A 15,606-nucleotide genomic window follows, 5' to 3' on the forward strand; every position below is an offset into this window, starting at 1 on the left:
ACAAACCCGTTACGTTTTTATAACATAACGGGTTTATTCTTTATGTAAATTTATCCTATCTTTAAAAACAAATATTTACATTTGACTTTTATAAATTGACCTTAACAAAAATAAATAATATGCCGCAAGAAAAAGTTATTCTAGGTAGTGAAGAATGGTGCTCCTTTCCTGAACTGGGAATTCCCACAATAAAAGCTCGTGTAGATTCTGGTGCAAAAACATCTGCTTTACATGCTATTAACATAGCTCCTTTTATCAAAAACGAAACAAATTGGGTACGATTTGACATCAACCCTATTCAGAATAATTTAAAAACAGTTATTCATTGCGAAGCGCCGCTTATTGATAAACGAATCGTAAAAAGCTCCAGCGGATTTAGAGAACAACGTTATGTTATTCAGACTAATTTAAAAATAGGAGAATCTATATGGCCAATAGAAATGACTTTGACCAACAGGGATTCCATGGGATTCAGAATGCTTCTAGGAAGAGAAGCCATGAGCGGAAGAGTTCTTGTTGATCCAGAACAACAGTACCTATTGGGTCAACCAACCACTGACAATTTAAAAGAATTATATAAAAATTCAGAGAAAGCAGCTACCGGTTTACGCATTGGAGTTTTAGCCAGTAATCCTGAATTATACAGTAATAAACGTATTATGGAAGCGGGTGAAATGCGTGGTCACGAAATGCATTTTTTAAATATCAAAGAATGCTATATGAAGCTGGATGCACAAACTCCAGAAATTCATTATCGAGGTGGAATCATCTTAAATCAATTTGATGCTATTATTCCAAGAATAAGACCAAGTATCACTTTTTACGGTTGTGCCTTAACTCGGCAATTTGAAGCTTTAAAAGTTTATAGTTTAAACTCGGCAAACGCAATCACACAATCAAGAGATAAATTATTCTCTTTACAATTGTTATTAAATAGCGGAATTGGGATTCCTACTACTGGTTTTGCTAATTCTCCATTGGATACTAATGACCTAATTAAAATGGTTGGTGGTTCACCATTAATTGTAAAGTTATTAGAAGGAACTCAAGGAAAAGGTGTTGTACTTGCTGAAACTAAAAAAGCGGCAGAAAGTGTTATTAATGCTTTCAAAAGTGTAAATGCTAATATACTAGTTCAAGAATTCATCAAAGAAGCAGATGGTAAAGATTTACGATTATTTGTAATTGACGGAAAAGTTGTTGCAACGATTCAGCGTGAAGCTATGCCAGGCGAATTTAGAGCTAATATTCACCTTGGTGGAACTGCTTCTATCATAAAACCAACTGCTGAAGAGAAAAAAATTGCTATAAAAGCAGCTAAGGCCATGGACTTAAAAGTAGCTGGAGTAGATATTATTCGTTCTTCTAAAGGCCCTTTATTATTAGAAGTAAACTCTTCTCCGGGATTAGAGGGAATTGAAGGTGCTACTAATAAAGATATCGCTGGTGAAATGATCAAAGCTATCGAGAAAAATTTTAAACATAGAATGTAAATAAACAATAATGAATCTCTACCTCGATATCATTTTTAGAAGTACAGCCGTTTATTTTTTTATGATTATCGCTTTGCGAATTTTTGGTAAAAAAGAATTATCTCAACTCAATAATAGTGATATAATTTTAATTTTGTTAATCAGCAATTCGGTTCAAAATGCAATGGTTGGCCCTAACAATAGTTTAATTGGAGGTTTAGTAGCAGCTACGGGACTTTTTTTGATTAATTATATTTTGAAAAAAGCAATGTTCAAATTTAAATTTTTAAAGGATTTAATTCAAGAAAAACCAGAAATATTAATCCATGATGGCAAAATTGATTTTAAACTTTTAAGCAAATTGAATATCACTTCTGATGAATTAAGAGAAGCTATGAGAGAGCATGGAATTGATCATTTCTCTGACGTAAAACTATCAATGCTTGAAGTAGATGGAAATATAAGTATGATTTCAGGAAATGGTAATTTAAAACAAACGCATTATAAAAGATTGAAAAAATTAAAAAAAGCAATCAAATAAATTCAAAACAGTTTAGGAATAGAAATTCAATAAACTAAAAAAAACCATCCTAACTTTATAATTAGGATGGTTTTTTATTTATTTCGAAAACTATAATACTTTTATAAAAACAAGCTAAGGAAATAGTAAACTAGTCCTGCCAATAATGCCGAAATAGGAATCGTTAATACCCAAGCCCATAAAAGACTCACTGTAACTCCCCATCGCACCGCAGATACACGTTTAGTCAGACCAACTCCAATGATAGAACCAGTTATAGTATGCGTGGTACTCACCGGTATTTTTAAATGTTCTGTGAAATATAAGGTTAGAGCTCCAGCTGTTTCAGCGGCAACACCTTCAAAAGAAGTTACTTTTGTAATTTTAGAACCCATTGTTTTTACAATTTTCCACCCTCCACTTAATGTCCCTAATGCAATTGCAGTATAACATGCTAAGGGAATCCAGGCAGGCATTACTCCAGCTAAATCCTCTTTTGGCAAAACAACATTTAACCAGTCAGGCATGCTATCTTGAGCTGATCCTGTAGTGTGAATATATACTGCAACTGCCGCTGCAATAATACCCATTACTTTTTGTGAATCGTTTCCACCATGACCTAAACTGAACGCAGCAGAAGACAATAACTGCATTTTTTTCAACCATGCAGTAGCTTGATTCAAGTTCAAACTACTAAATATTAAACAAAATGAGCTAATGGCTAAGATGATAAACGCTACCAAAAACCATTTAAGGTTGTGTGATTCAAAAGCAACACTCCAAAAATGAGAATCAAATCTTGGTTTTTCTATTGCTTCATAATATTTCATTTGACTCTCCACAAACCAGATCGTGATACCCATTATAGCTAAAGTAACCAGTTTTGGGGTAATCGTTTTTTTGGAAGCATTTAAAAGCCAAATTGAAATTAAATATGACATCAAGGCTCCTAACAACGGTGCTAAAACAATAAAAAGAATAATGATGGAAACGCCTGAGGGCACTCCGCCGTCTTTACCTGCTTTATACCAACTAACGATGTCATACCAGTAAGCAGTAGTCCCATCCTCCAGTAAATAACCTGAAAAACCATGAACAGCAATCGCATGAGCAACCGCAGCTCCCGCGAAACCTCCAATTAAAGTATGCGATGAGCTTGAAGGTATTCCCAACCACCAGGTTAACAAGTTCCAACAAATGGCAGCAATAACACCTGCGAGTATGACTACAAGGTTGATCTCCATAGTATGCGCCGTTTTAGCAACAGTGTCAGCAACTCCAAATCCAAAAACCCAATAGGCCAAGAAATTAAAGAAAGCAGCCCAAAGAACCGCCTGAAAAGGAGATAAAACTTTTGTGGCAACAACGGTTGCAATAGCATTGGCCGCATCATGAAAACCGTTGATGTAATCAAAGATTAAAGCCAGTATAATAATAACTATAAGTAAAGTAAATTCCATAAATGTAATTTCAAAAAGTAACCGATTAAATTAAGAATGCTTTACAGCAATTGATTCTAAAACTCCGGCTACACTTTTACACTTATCCGTTGCAGTTTCTAACACAGATAACACTTCTTTGTATTTTATTATGGTGATTGCATCCGTTTCATTTTCGAATATTTCAAAAATTGCTTTATTGTAAACGGTATCCGACTTATTCTCTAACTTATTGATTCTGGCACAAGCCTCAGTAATATTTTTGATGTTCTTAAAATTTTTCAATTCTTTAACGGCGACATCAATATTCTGACAAGCTTCAAGATTAATTTCAGTCAATTTTCTAATGGACTTTGTAATTTTATCGACTTGATACAATCGCATTCTACTTGCTGCACCCTGAAGATTATCAGCAACATTGTCAATCGATGTAATCAAGGAATGTATATCTTCTCTGTCAAATGGAGTAATAAAGTTTCTACTCAATTCAAGATTCGTTTGACGGGTAATATGTTCTCCTTTTTGTTCTAATTTATCAATTTTTTGAAAAAGAACTTCTCTTTCTTTTAAAGGAAGATTTACTGCTTCATGTAAGTTTGCAGCTAATTCAATTAAGTTGCTGGATGCTTCTTCGAATAAAGGGAAAAATTTTTTATCCTTTGGAACTAAAAACTGGAAAACACTATTTATTGACATTTTATTATTTTTTAGGGCGCAAAATTACTATAATTATAACTGCGAATGTTTATTTAATCTAACAATTCATCTTCAATCCGAAAACTATTTAAAAAAGAAACGGTTTTCTCAATGTCATAATGTAAAATGCGGTCTTCTTTTACAAACGGAACTTCTTCCCTGTAGGAACTTAAGAACATTTCGATAAACTCACTTGACTGAAGTGGCCTTCTAAATTCAATTGCCTGAGAAGCATTCATCAATTCGATTGCCAGGATACGTTCTAGATTTTCCATAACACGCAATGCTTTTGTGGCGCCATTCGCTCCCATACTCACGTGATCTTCTTGTCCATTACTAGAAACAATACTATCTACGCTTGAAGGTGTTGCTAATTGCTTGTTCTGACTAGCAATACTGGCAGCGGTATATTGAGGGATCATAAATCCGGAATTCAACCCTGGATTATCCACTAAAAATGCAGGAAGGTTCCGCAATCCCGAAATCAATTGATAGGTTCTTCTTTCAGAAATACTCCCTAGTTCCGCTAAAGCAATGGCCATAAAATCTAAGGCTAATGCCAATGGTTGTCCGTGAAAATTACCACCTGAGATGATTTGGTCACTTTCGATGAATATATTTGGATTATCTGTAACCGAATTAATCTCCGTTTTAAATACTTTTTTAACGTAATCAATAGCATCTTTTGAAGCTCCGTGAACTTGCGGAATACAACGGAATGAATAAGGATCTTGTACATGTACTTTCTCCTGCTCGATAATTTGACTTCCTTCCAGAAATTCTTTTACACGACTGGCAGTTGTAATTTGGCCTTTGTGAGGACGTATAAAATGGATCAACTCATTAAATGGTTCGATTCTTCCGTCAAATCCTTCCAAAGATATTGTACCAATCAAATCTGCTAAATAGGAAAATTTATTGGCTTTCATTAAGATATGAGCACCATAAGCACTCATGAATTGAGTTCCATTTAGCAAGGCCAAACCTTCTTTAGACTGCAAAATTATAGGTTCCCAATTAAAGTGCTCCATTATCACACTTGAATGGACTTTTTTTCCTTCAAAATACACTTCTCCTTCTCCTAATAATGGTAAAGACAAATGCGCTAAAGGAGCTAAATCTCCAGATGCACCAAGAGAACCTTGGGTATAAATAATAGGTAAGACATCGTTGTTGTAAAAAGCAATCAAGCGATCCACTGTCTGTAATTGTATTCCTGAATGTCCGTAGCTCAAAGACTGAATTTTCAGCAACAACATTAGTTTTACTATTTCATTTGGAACTTCTTCTCCAGTTCCACAAGCATGCGATTTTACAAGGTTTTCCTGAAGCTTAGATAAATTCTCATTAGAGATTTTAACATTACAAAGTGACCCAAAACCAGTATTTATTCCGTAGATAGGTTCAGAATGCGTTGCCATTTTTTTATCTAAAAAATCCCTGCATTTTTGAATATTAATTTTAGCCTCATCAGACAGTTCTAGTAACATCTGATTTGCAATAATTTCATTTACGGTCTCTAGGGAAAGTAGTGCGGTACTTATATAATGTGTATTGTCCATTTAATCTTAAATTTTAAAAGCCAAAATTGGAGAAATCAATATTAAAAAGCAACATATATTAGTAATAATTTAAAACTTAGATTCAAAAGCATCGCTTTTCTAAATTTGATGCAAATTCTCCCCGAATAATCCTGCTTTGAAGAGACACTATTTTAATTACTTCGGTTTCTTTAATGTTAAGTTTCCTATCACAGTTTTCAAAAGCCAATTAACGCTCCGAAAAACCAAAAGTGTTACTCGTCCCCCATAAACTAGTCCAAATTAGCAGTTGAAATTAAAAAAAAGAGCTCAAATATACCTAGTTATCACTTCCTGCTTTAAAAATAAATAACAATAGCCGCCACAATGCGCTCATAAAATAGGAAATATTCAATAGAAGCTGATTTCTCTCGTTTATATTAAAATATTCGCAAAAAACCATATAAAGGAGGTTGCTTTTTATAAAAAGCTGTATTTTTGGAAAATAGTAATGACAAATAACAGAACAACATATCAATCTTCGATAACAACTCAAATTTGGGTTGCAACTTCTGTTACTTCTACCTTTACAACTACAACAACTACTACCCCTTAGGGGTATTCATTTTACATATAATCCTATTTTATATTTTTCTTTTTTTAAGAAGGAAAGATTTTAGGTGGGTAAATAGCATTGCCATTTTTCTAAAATAAAACAAACACAATGAAAGTATTAAAATTTGGCGGAACTTCGGTAGCCAATGCACAAAATATAAAACTAGTCCTTGAGATAGTTCAAAACCAAGCAAAACAAGACCAATTAATCGTAGTAGTATCTGCCCTTAGCAAAGTAACTGATTTACTTCAGCTGGCTTCATTAAGAGCTGCTTCTAATGATGAAAGTTATAAGGAAATTGTGGGTGATATTGAGAAAAAACATTTAGATGCCGTAAAAGAATTGATTCCTGTAAGTGAGCAAAGCAGCTTACTAAGCCATATCAAACGCATCATCAATCATCTAGAAACTTTATTGGACGGTTGTTTCCTTCTAGGAGAACTATCCAATAGAACATCCGACACTATTTTAAGTTTTGGAGAATTACTTTCTTCTTATATCATTGCTGAGGCACTTAAACAAGATTTTAAAAGCAGTAGTTATAAAGACAGCCGTGAACTTATAAAAACCAACAATAATTTTGGAAAAGCTACAGTGAATTTCAAAGTTACTGATGAATTAATTGTTTCTTTTTTTGCCTCGAATGAAAGTCAGGTTGTCGTAATGCCCGGTTTTATTTCGTCTTCTATTGATGGAATAAACACGACTTTAGGACGTGGTGGATCAGATTATACCGCTGCAATACTAGCTGGAGCATTAGATGCAACTGATTTAGAAATCTGGACTGATGTCAACGGAATGTATACTGCTAACCCAAGAATTGTAAAACAGGCCCAACCTATAGCTTCTATATCATATCAAGAAGCGATGGAATTGTCTCATTTTGGTGCCAAAGTCTTGTTTCCTCCAACAATTCAGCCAGTTTTAAGAAAGAACATTCCTATTCACATCAAGAATACTTTCGAACCAAAAGCGGAAGGAACTTATATTTCAAGCCAATCTATTTCTAATGGTCAGCCTGTAAAAGGAATCAGCCATATCGAAAATATTACATTGATCACACTTGAAGGTCCGGGAATGATTGGAGTATCCGGTTCATCAAAAAGACTTTTTGAGGTATTATCCCTAGAAGAAATCAACGTTATCTTTATTACTCAAGCCTCTTCTGAGCACTCTATTTGCATTGGAATCCTTAATGAAGATGCCGAAGCTGCCGAAGCTGCAATAAACAAAGCCTTTGAAATCGAGATCTTGCAGCACAAAGTAGATCCTTGTATCGTAGAAAAAAATCTATGTATTATTGCTTTAGTTGGCGAAAACATGAAAAATCACCAAGGATTGAGCGGTAAAATGTTTAGTACTTTAGGAAAAAACAATGTCAACATTCGTGCAATTGCCCAAGGTGCTTCTGAAAGAAACATATCTGCGGTAATCAATCAAAGAGATGTAAAAAAAGCATTGAATACACTTCACGAACGTTTCTTTGAAGACAATACAAAACAACTAAACTTATTTGTTATGGGTGTTGGTAATGTAGGTGAGAAATTCATTGATCAGATCAACCAACAAAAGAAGTTCCTAAAAGAAAACTTAAAAATAAATCTTCGTGTAATCGCTTTGTCTAATTCACGCAAAATGATTTTTGACGAAGATGGAATTGACTTAAAAGCATGGCAACCTCTTATCGAAAAAGGAGATGCGGCTGACCAACAATTGTTTATTAACAAAGTAAAAGAGCTGAATTTACGTAATAGTATTTTTGTGGATATCACGGCAAACGAAGGTGTTTCTAAAACATACGAGCATTTCTTAAGACAAAGTGTAGCCGTTGTAACTTGTAATAAAATTGCCTGTTCTTCTGCTTTTGAAAATTATAAAAATCTTAAAAGTTTATCCCGAAGATATAATGCCCCTTTCTTGTTTGAAACAAATGTTGGAGCAGGATTACCTATCATTGACACCGTTAAAAACCTAGTCGCATCAGGAGATAAAGTCAACAAAATTCAAGCTGTTTTATCTGGTAGTTTAAACTTTATCTTTAATAATTTTGACGAAAACAACGCTTTCAGTGAAGTGGCAAAAGAAGCTGGTGTTCAAGGATTTACAGAACCTGACCCAAAGATAGATTTGAGCGGAATCGATGTCGCTAGAAAGATCCTGATTTTGATTCGCGAAAGTGGTTACGAAATGGAAATTGAAGAAATTGAAAACCAATCTTTCCTTCCTGCTGCTTGTATGCAAACTACAACTAATGAAGATTTCTTTAAATCTCTTGTCGAACATGCAGCACATTTTGAAGGGATTTTGGCGGAGGCCAATGCAAAAGAAAGCCGCTTAAAATTTGTTGCTCAATTTGAAAATGGTAAGGCTAGCGTAGGTTTGCAATTCATCCCAAAAGACCATCCTTTTTACAACTTAGAAGGAAAAGACAATATTGTTTTGTTTTACACGGATCGCTATGTTGACCAACCTTTATTGATAAAAGGTGCCGGTGCCGGAGCTGCAGTTACTGCTTCAGGAATTTTTGCCGATGTGATTCGAATTGGAAACGTATAGTTCCTAACCCCTAAAGGAGCAAAAAAAGTATAAAGAAAATGAATGAAATAAAAATATTCTGTCCCGCTACAATTGCTAATCTATCCTGTGGATTTGATGTCCTTGGATTGTGCTTAGACAATGTAGGGGACGAAATGATTATCAGAAAATCAGATCAAAAAGGAATTCGCATCACTAAAATTGTGGGTGCTGATTTACCTTTGGAAACCGAAAAAAACGTCGCTGGAGTTGCTGCTTTAGCAATGCTTGAAGCTTTGAATTCAGATGCAGGTTTTGAGATCGAAATATACAAAAACATCAAAGCTGGAAGTGGAATTGGAAGCAGTGCTGCCAGTGCCGCCGGAGCCGTTTATGGTATCAATGTTTTGTTAGGAAATCCATTTGAAATTAAAGATTTGGTACAGTTTGCTATGCAAGGTGAAAAGTTAGCTTGCGGAAACGCTCATGCTGATAATGTAGCCCCTGCCCTTTTGGGTGGATTTACATTAGTGAGAAGCTACAGTCCTTTAGATATTATAAAAATAGAAAGTCCTTCAGAATTATATGCGACGGTAGTTCATCCTCAGATTGAGTTAAAAACATCAGATGCACGTTCTGTATTGAAGCAAATGGTTCCCCTAAAAAGTGCAATCATGCAATGGGGAAATGTAGGCGGATTAATTGCTGGTTTATATACTAAGGATTATGACTTGATAGGTCGTTCTCTACATGATGAAATCGTAGAACCGTTGCGTTCTGTACTAATTCCTGGTTTTGACTTAATCAAACAAACCGCATTAGAAAACGGTGCTTTAGGATCTGGAATATCGGGTTCTGGACCTTCTATTTTTGCTTTAAGCAAAGGAAAAGACGCCGCCGATAAAATTGCCAAAGCCATGAGCGCAGTCTATGACGAAATGAAGTTGCCATACGAGATTCACGTTTCAAAAGTGAATCCTGATGGCGTGAGAATTTTATAATTCCGAGTAAAAGCCCAAAATGAAAATGTAAAATGATAACCACTGATTCACAGATTTTTTACAATTATTTTTAATCCGTGAATTTGTGGCAAAAGATTTAAGAAAATCAAAGTTACAATGAAATACTACAGTTTAAACCATAATGCCCCAAACGTTTCCTTTCAGGAAGCAGTAATACAAGGATTAGCCTCTGATAAAGGATTGTATTTTCCAGAAAACATAACACCACTGCCTCAGGCCTTTTTCGATACTATCGAAAATTTAAGCAATGAGGAAATCGCTTTTGAAGCTATTAAACAATTTGTAGGAGATGAAATTCCCGCTGATGTACTTAAAGAAATTATTGCTGATACCCTGTGTTTTGATTTCCCCGTCGTTGAAGTCGAAAAAGGGATATATTCTCTTGAATTATTCCATGGCCCAACAATGGCCTTTAAGGACGTAGGAGCGCGTTTCATGTCGCGATGTTTGGCCTACTTCAATAAAGACAAAAAAGACAGTAAGAACACCGTTCTTGTAGCTACTTCTGGAGATACTGGTGGTGCCGTTGCGAGCGGATTTTTAGGTGTTGCTGGCGTAGAAGTGATCATTCTCTATCCTTCCGGGAAAGTAAGTGCCATTCAGGAAAAACAATTGACGACTTTAGGTCAGAATATTAAAGCACTCGAAGTAGATGGTGTTTTTGATGATTGTCAGGACATGGTCAAAAAAGCATTCTTAGACGATAGTTTAAAGCATCACAATCTGACTTCGGCAAATTCGATTAATATTGCACGTTGGTTGCCACAAATGTTTTACTTTTTCTTTGCCTACAAAGAACTGAAGAAGCAAAACAAGGAATTGGTATTCTCTTGCCCGAGTGGGAATTTTGGGAATATCTGTGCTGGAATTATGGCTAAAAAATTAGGCTTGCCCCTACTTCATTTTGTAGCTTCCACGAATGTAAATGATACGGTCCCAAGATTCTTGGCAAGCGGATTTTACGATCCACAACCATCGAAAGCGACGATTTCTAATGCTATGGATGTAGGAAATCCTAGTAATTTCATCCGTATTCAGGAAATGTACCACAACGATTTGGCGCAATTCAAGAAAGACTTCTCTTCGTATACTTTTACAGATAAAGAAACAACTGAAGCGATGAAAACCATATATAACACAAACGGCTATATCGCTGAACCACATGGCGCTGTGGGTTATTTAGGATTGAAAAAAGAATTGCATAACTATCCAAATGCTATTGGTATTTTCCTAGAAACGGCACATCCTATTAAATTTTTGGATGTCGTAGAACCAGCTTTAAACGTAAAATTACCAATTCCTGCACAAATAGAAAGTGTAATGGATAAAGAAAAAGTAAGCACTAAAATTAAGACCTACGAAGAGTTCAAAGCGTTTTTAGGATAAACTTTCAACATCAAATATAACAACCGACTGAGAAGTGATTTTCAGTCGGTTTTTTTTTATGGCGTAACCTCGTTAAAGAGCAATACGTTATTCGAGTTGATTCTACAACGAGGTCAGGCTATACGCTGTATCTTTTATTTCGTTACACTTCATAAAAGGATGCCGCTCCTATCCTTTACGCAAGGCAAGAGCTGCTAATCATATTTATTCACTACCCATATTCTTTAGTTATCAATCAGTCTTACTATTTATCACACTGGAAGCGTCTCCGTAACGTTACACATCAATTTTGAGACGCTTTCAGCGAGACAAGCTAAGTGGTGTGGTTTATGAAAGAATAGAACACGTTGCGATTGGGTCATACCATTTCCCAATCCTTCCGAACTATGTAATTTTCTTTCGAATATAAAAAATACCTGTTTACAAGCTGTTCCTAAACGATAATGTAATTATATACATGGTCCTGAAATAATTCAATAGACCTAACAAGTAAGTTCTATTATTGTAAAACAACAATAGCTTTTTTTATACCCACAAAATCCTAATTTTAACATCTCTTAACATACTCTTTTATACGATTTAACATTAAACCCCTTGCAGTCTTTCCAATATAAGGGATGTCGTCTATCTTATTATGCCTAATTTTACATCAAACTTTAAAAAAGGATAATACAATGAAAAACTTAAAACTGATTGCTCTAGCAATGATTCTGATTACTGCCGTTAGCTGTAAAGATTCTAAGAAAGAGACGGAAGGAACGACTACAGAAATTCAAACGACAGATGGAACGTACAGTGTAGTAAATGATTCTACCAAAGTGAGTTTTACAGCTTATAAAACAACAGACAAAGCAGCTGTTGGTGGTACATTTAAAGAAATAACATTAACAAATACAGGACAAGGAAAAACAGCATTGGAAGCGTTGAATGGTACTAAATTTAGTATTCCGGTTAGTAGTTTGTTTACTAATGACGCTACAGGAACCAGAGATCCTAAGATTTTAAAATTCTTTTTTGGAGTGATGAAAAATACGGAACTTATTTCTGGTGAGTTTAAAGTGGCTGCTGACAATACTTGTTCTATTGATGTACTCTTAAACGGGAAAACAGCAAACATTCCTTTACAATATACTACGAATAGTGACACTAGCTTATCTTTTGACGGGGTGATGAATTTAGAAAACTGGGATGCTTTAGCAGCAGTAGCTTCAATTAACAAAGCTTGCGAAGCATTGCATACTGGTAAAGATGGCGTAAGTAAAACATGGAGCGAAGTAGCAGTGCATGCTGATGTTTTATTAAATAAAAACTAGACTATTAATTATTCAGTTCTGCTGAATTCTTTCACTTGGATCGCAACTGTCTTTTTATTTCTAAAATAATCCTGCGTAATTAAAAGCTACTAACTACATGAAGTTAGTAGCTTTTTTTTATGACTTACAGTAGTTGGTTTTCTATATTCTCTAAATACAATTGTTGTGTAATTATCTCCTAAACATAAAGTAGCGTAAGGGATTGCGGCGATATCCTTTATTTTTGTTCTTTAAAAAATAAAGATAAAGCCAAAAGCCCGACCCCAAAGCAGCAGATTCAATCATTGGAAAAAGGATGTTGTGCTTTGGGGTTACGCACAAAAAAAGTACGTAAAAATGATTTTAGTCAATTTTTAAGGAAGTAATTCTCAATTTTTTAATTTGTTTACATTAATCTTATGCAAGCTAAACCTCCACTTATGCCTGACTCAAAACGAGGTCTAAAATACTGTTACAAATCTATTTTAAAATTAAGAATAAACCTGTAGACTTAACTATAGAGGTTCTCATTTTAGACTCTATACTTAATCCTTAAAATGTTTTACAATTAACTGTTTCAACTCTTGAATTTTAATTGGTTTAGAAATATAATCATTGCAATCTGAATCAACCGCTTTTTCCATATCTCCAGCTAAAGCGTAAGCTGTTTGTGCAATTATAATTACTTCTTTATTGAATTTACGTATCTCTCGGGTGGCTTCATAACCATCCATTATCGGCATTTGAATATCCATTAATATTAAATCTACATCTGGGTTATTGCGGCACGCTTCTAAAGCTTCTATTCCATTTCTTGTATAGATAATTTCCTTTCCGAAATCCTTAATAACTTTCGAAATAAGTTTTTCTGACACTTCATCATCTTCAGCAAGAACTATTTTTAACTTTTTAAAACTGGGTACTTCAACGGGAGATACAATTTCTCTATTATTTGATATTTCTATGCTTTTATCTGCTTTAAAAGGAAGTGTGAAATAAAATACAGTTCCTTTTCCTTCCTGTGATTCAAGCCAGATTTCACCACCTAACATTTCTACATAAGCTTTAGAAATAGACAATCCTAAACCAGCGCCTTGCAGCGCCATTTTATTGGCAATATCGGCCTGAATAAAACGTTCAAAAATAGCTTGTTGTCTGTCTTTTGGGATACCTATTCCGGTATCTTTTACATAAAATTCTATAAACTCCTCTTTTAAGTTATAGCCGATTTCAATACTTCCTTTTTCGGTATGATTGATGGCGTTTTTTACCAAATTTGTTAATATCGCAAAGACCTTCTCACGATCTGTTGTTATGAAGGCTTCATTTGAAGGCAAAGTGTATTTATAGGATAGATGAATACCTTTTTTTTCTGCCTCTGGAATAAAGAAGGTGTAGATATATTCTAATTGTTCATTAATATTAGATTTCTTTATATTAACCTCCATCTGTCCGGATTCAATTTTCGAAATATTTATAATATCATTGATAATATTGAGCATTCTTGCTCCACTTTTTTCAATTATCTTGATATACTTCCGTTGCTTTTTTCCTTTAAGATTTGGTTCTTTCAACAATTCTGCAAAACCCAATATTCCGTTCATTGGCGTACGTATTTCGTGACTCATATTAGCAAGAAAAGCTGATTTTAAACGATCTGATTCTTCGGCTTTTTCTTTTGCAATATGCAGTTCGATCTCCATCATTTTTCTTTCGCTGATATCTACTTCAAGCCCATCCCAACAAACTAAATCATTGACTATTCTTGGTTTTGATACAAAGTAAGACCATCTCACACTTCCATCTGGATTAATTATCCTACATTCGACATTAAGAACTGATAAATTTTTTAATGCTTTTCTCTCTACATCTACCAACATTTCTATATCTTCAGGATGTATTTTTCCAAAAATTAAATACGGGTTTTTTATTGCTTCTGCCGCCGTACAACCATAAAGCTTCAAAACGGAATCGCTCACATAATTAAACTTTCTTTTATTTGTATTAAGTGTCACTACTTGATAAATCATTCCTTTCACAAAATTATTAGCAATTAATTTCAGTTGATCTTCGCTTTCTTCGGCTTTTTCTTTTGCTTTAATGAGTTCTCTAGTTTTTATTTTTACCCTTTCTCGTAATAACAACACAAAAGATATAGAAATAACTAAAACTATAAAAATGACAAGGATTAACCATTTTGTATAATCAGGAATCAGTAGCTTAGGATCCTTATCTAACCAGCGAAACAATGATTTATAATATATAGAATTTGCATCATTTTTTAACGTTGAAATATTCCTATCGAATAATGCAACCAACGCAGCATTTTTATTTTTTGTAAATGCAAAATGTAATCCCAATGGTCTAATTAAGATTCCTGTTGGTTTGCTACTCTTAGCGAATAAATTTGAAAAAGTAAAAAACCGATCGGCGATGATTACATCAATTTTACTGCTTTTAAGTGCACTAACAGATTTTGAATAACTATCATACGTATAAAGTTTATAGGTGATATCGAACTCCTTAGATACAAAATCCGTCATGTATTTCTCTTCGATGGAACCTTTTAAAACACCTACTTTTAGGTTTTTTAAATCCAATATAGAATGTAAATTCAATCCTTTTCTTGAAAACAATTCTGCCCACGAACTTAGTACAGGCATTTTACTTAAAGTAAAAATAGAATCTCGCTCTGATGAAAATACTACATCTGGTAATACATCAATTTCACCTCTTTGTAAATTTTTATAAAGATTATCCCAAGTGTCAAATTGGTATTCAAATTTCAGATTTTCTCTTTTTCCAATTTCTTTAATAATATCAATAAAAAAACCATCAGGCTGCCCTTTTTCATTAATAAATATTTTTGGAGGGTTATCATATAAACCCACTTTTATAACTTGATCATTGTTTTTTTGTGAAAAAATAGTTTCAGAAACTCCGAAACAAAGTAGAATTAGGAGAAACCTATAATAACCATATGTGAAATTTTTCATCTTTATCTTTTCAATAACTTGGTGCACACGAATATATAAATTTTATCTGAATAAATACATTCGTAAATTTTCAATTGCAGCAATCAATTACGTCATTTCATGCCACGGATTTCAACCTAATTAACACTGTATA

The 15,606-nt window shown here is 34.1% G+C and carries 10 protein-coding genes; 6 read left to right on the forward strand and 4 right to left on the reverse strand.

What is annotated here, in order from left to right:
* Positions 1–119 precede the first annotated feature (119 nt).
* A complete protein-coding gene (gene rimK, locus BMW63_RS06505) occupies positions 120–1,493 on the forward strand; it encodes a 30S ribosomal protein S6--L-glutamate ligase (RefSeq protein ID WP_074722443.1) in 1,374 nt (457 codons plus the stop codon).
* A 10-nt stretch (positions 1,494–1,503) separates the two neighbouring features.
* A complete protein-coding gene (locus BMW63_RS06510) occupies positions 1,504–2,013 on the forward strand; it encodes a DUF421 domain-containing protein (RefSeq protein WP_074722445.1) in 510 nt (169 codons plus the stop codon).
* A 101-nt stretch (positions 2,014–2,114) separates the two neighbouring features.
* Here the strand turns inward: BMW63_RS06510 and BMW63_RS06515 are convergent, their stop codons facing one another.
* Genes BMW63_RS06515 through hutH form a run of 3 tightly spaced genes read right to left on the reverse strand, consistent with a single transcriptional unit; the run spans position 2,115 to position 5,689 of the window.
* Complete coding sequence (locus BMW63_RS06515) at positions 2,115–3,452, reverse strand: inorganic phosphate transporter (protein WP_074722447.1); 1,338 nt, start codon at positions 3,450–3,452, stop codon at positions 2,115–2,117.
* Between the two features lie 30 nt (positions 3,453–3,482).
* On the reverse strand, positions 3,483–4,127 hold the full coding sequence (locus BMW63_RS06520) for a DUF47 domain-containing protein (RefSeq protein ID WP_074722449.1): 645 nt from the start codon (positions 4,125–4,127) through the stop codon (positions 3,483–3,485).
* A gap of 53 nt (positions 4,128–4,180) precedes the next feature.
* Positions 4,181–5,689 carry a histidine ammonia-lyase gene (gene hutH, locus BMW63_RS06525; RefSeq protein ID WP_074722451.1) on the reverse strand — a complete coding sequence of 503 codons (1,509 nt, stop codon included), beginning with the start codon at positions 5,687–5,689 and terminating at the stop codon, positions 4,181–4,183.
* Between the two features lie 682 nt (positions 5,690–6,371).
* Here hutH and thrA point away from each other — a divergent pair.
* The 4 genes from thrA (at position 6,372) to BMW63_RS06545 (ending at position 12,498) form a co-directional block, all read left to right on the forward strand.
* Positions 6,372–8,819, forward strand: a complete 2,448-nt coding sequence (gene thrA / locus BMW63_RS06530) for a bifunctional aspartate kinase/homoserine dehydrogenase I (protein ID WP_074722453.1) — start codon at positions 6,372–6,374, stop codon at positions 8,817–8,819.
* A gap of 38 nt (positions 8,820–8,857) precedes the next feature.
* The gene (locus BMW63_RS06535) at positions 8,858–9,778 is read left to right on the forward strand and encodes a homoserine kinase (RefSeq protein ID WP_074722455.1); all 921 of its coding nucleotides are present in this window, start codon (positions 8,858–8,860) and stop codon (positions 9,776–9,778) included.
* Between the two features lie 117 nt (positions 9,779–9,895).
* Positions 9,896–11,185: a threonine synthase gene (gene thrC, locus BMW63_RS06540; protein ID WP_074722457.1), complete on the forward strand. Its 1,290-nt coding sequence runs from the start codon at positions 9,896–9,898 to the stop codon at positions 11,183–11,185.
* A gap of 674 nt (positions 11,186–11,859) precedes the next feature.
* Positions 11,860–12,498, forward strand: coding sequence for a hypothetical protein (locus BMW63_RS06545; RefSeq protein WP_074722459.1), 639 nt, complete (start codon positions 11,860–11,862; stop codon positions 12,496–12,498).
* A 524-nt stretch (positions 12,499–13,022) separates the two neighbouring features.
* Here the strand turns inward: BMW63_RS06545 and BMW63_RS06550 are convergent.
* Positions 13,023–15,473, reverse strand: coding sequence for a hybrid sensor histidine kinase/response regulator (locus BMW63_RS06550; RefSeq protein ID WP_074722461.1), 2,451 nt, complete (start codon positions 15,471–15,473; stop codon positions 13,023–13,025).
* Positions 15,474–15,606 lie beyond the last annotated feature (133 nt).

The organism is Flavobacterium frigoris (assembly GCF_900111075.1).
GTDB lineage: Bacteria > Bacteroidota > Bacteroidia > Flavobacteriales > Flavobacteriaceae > Flavobacterium > Flavobacterium frigoris.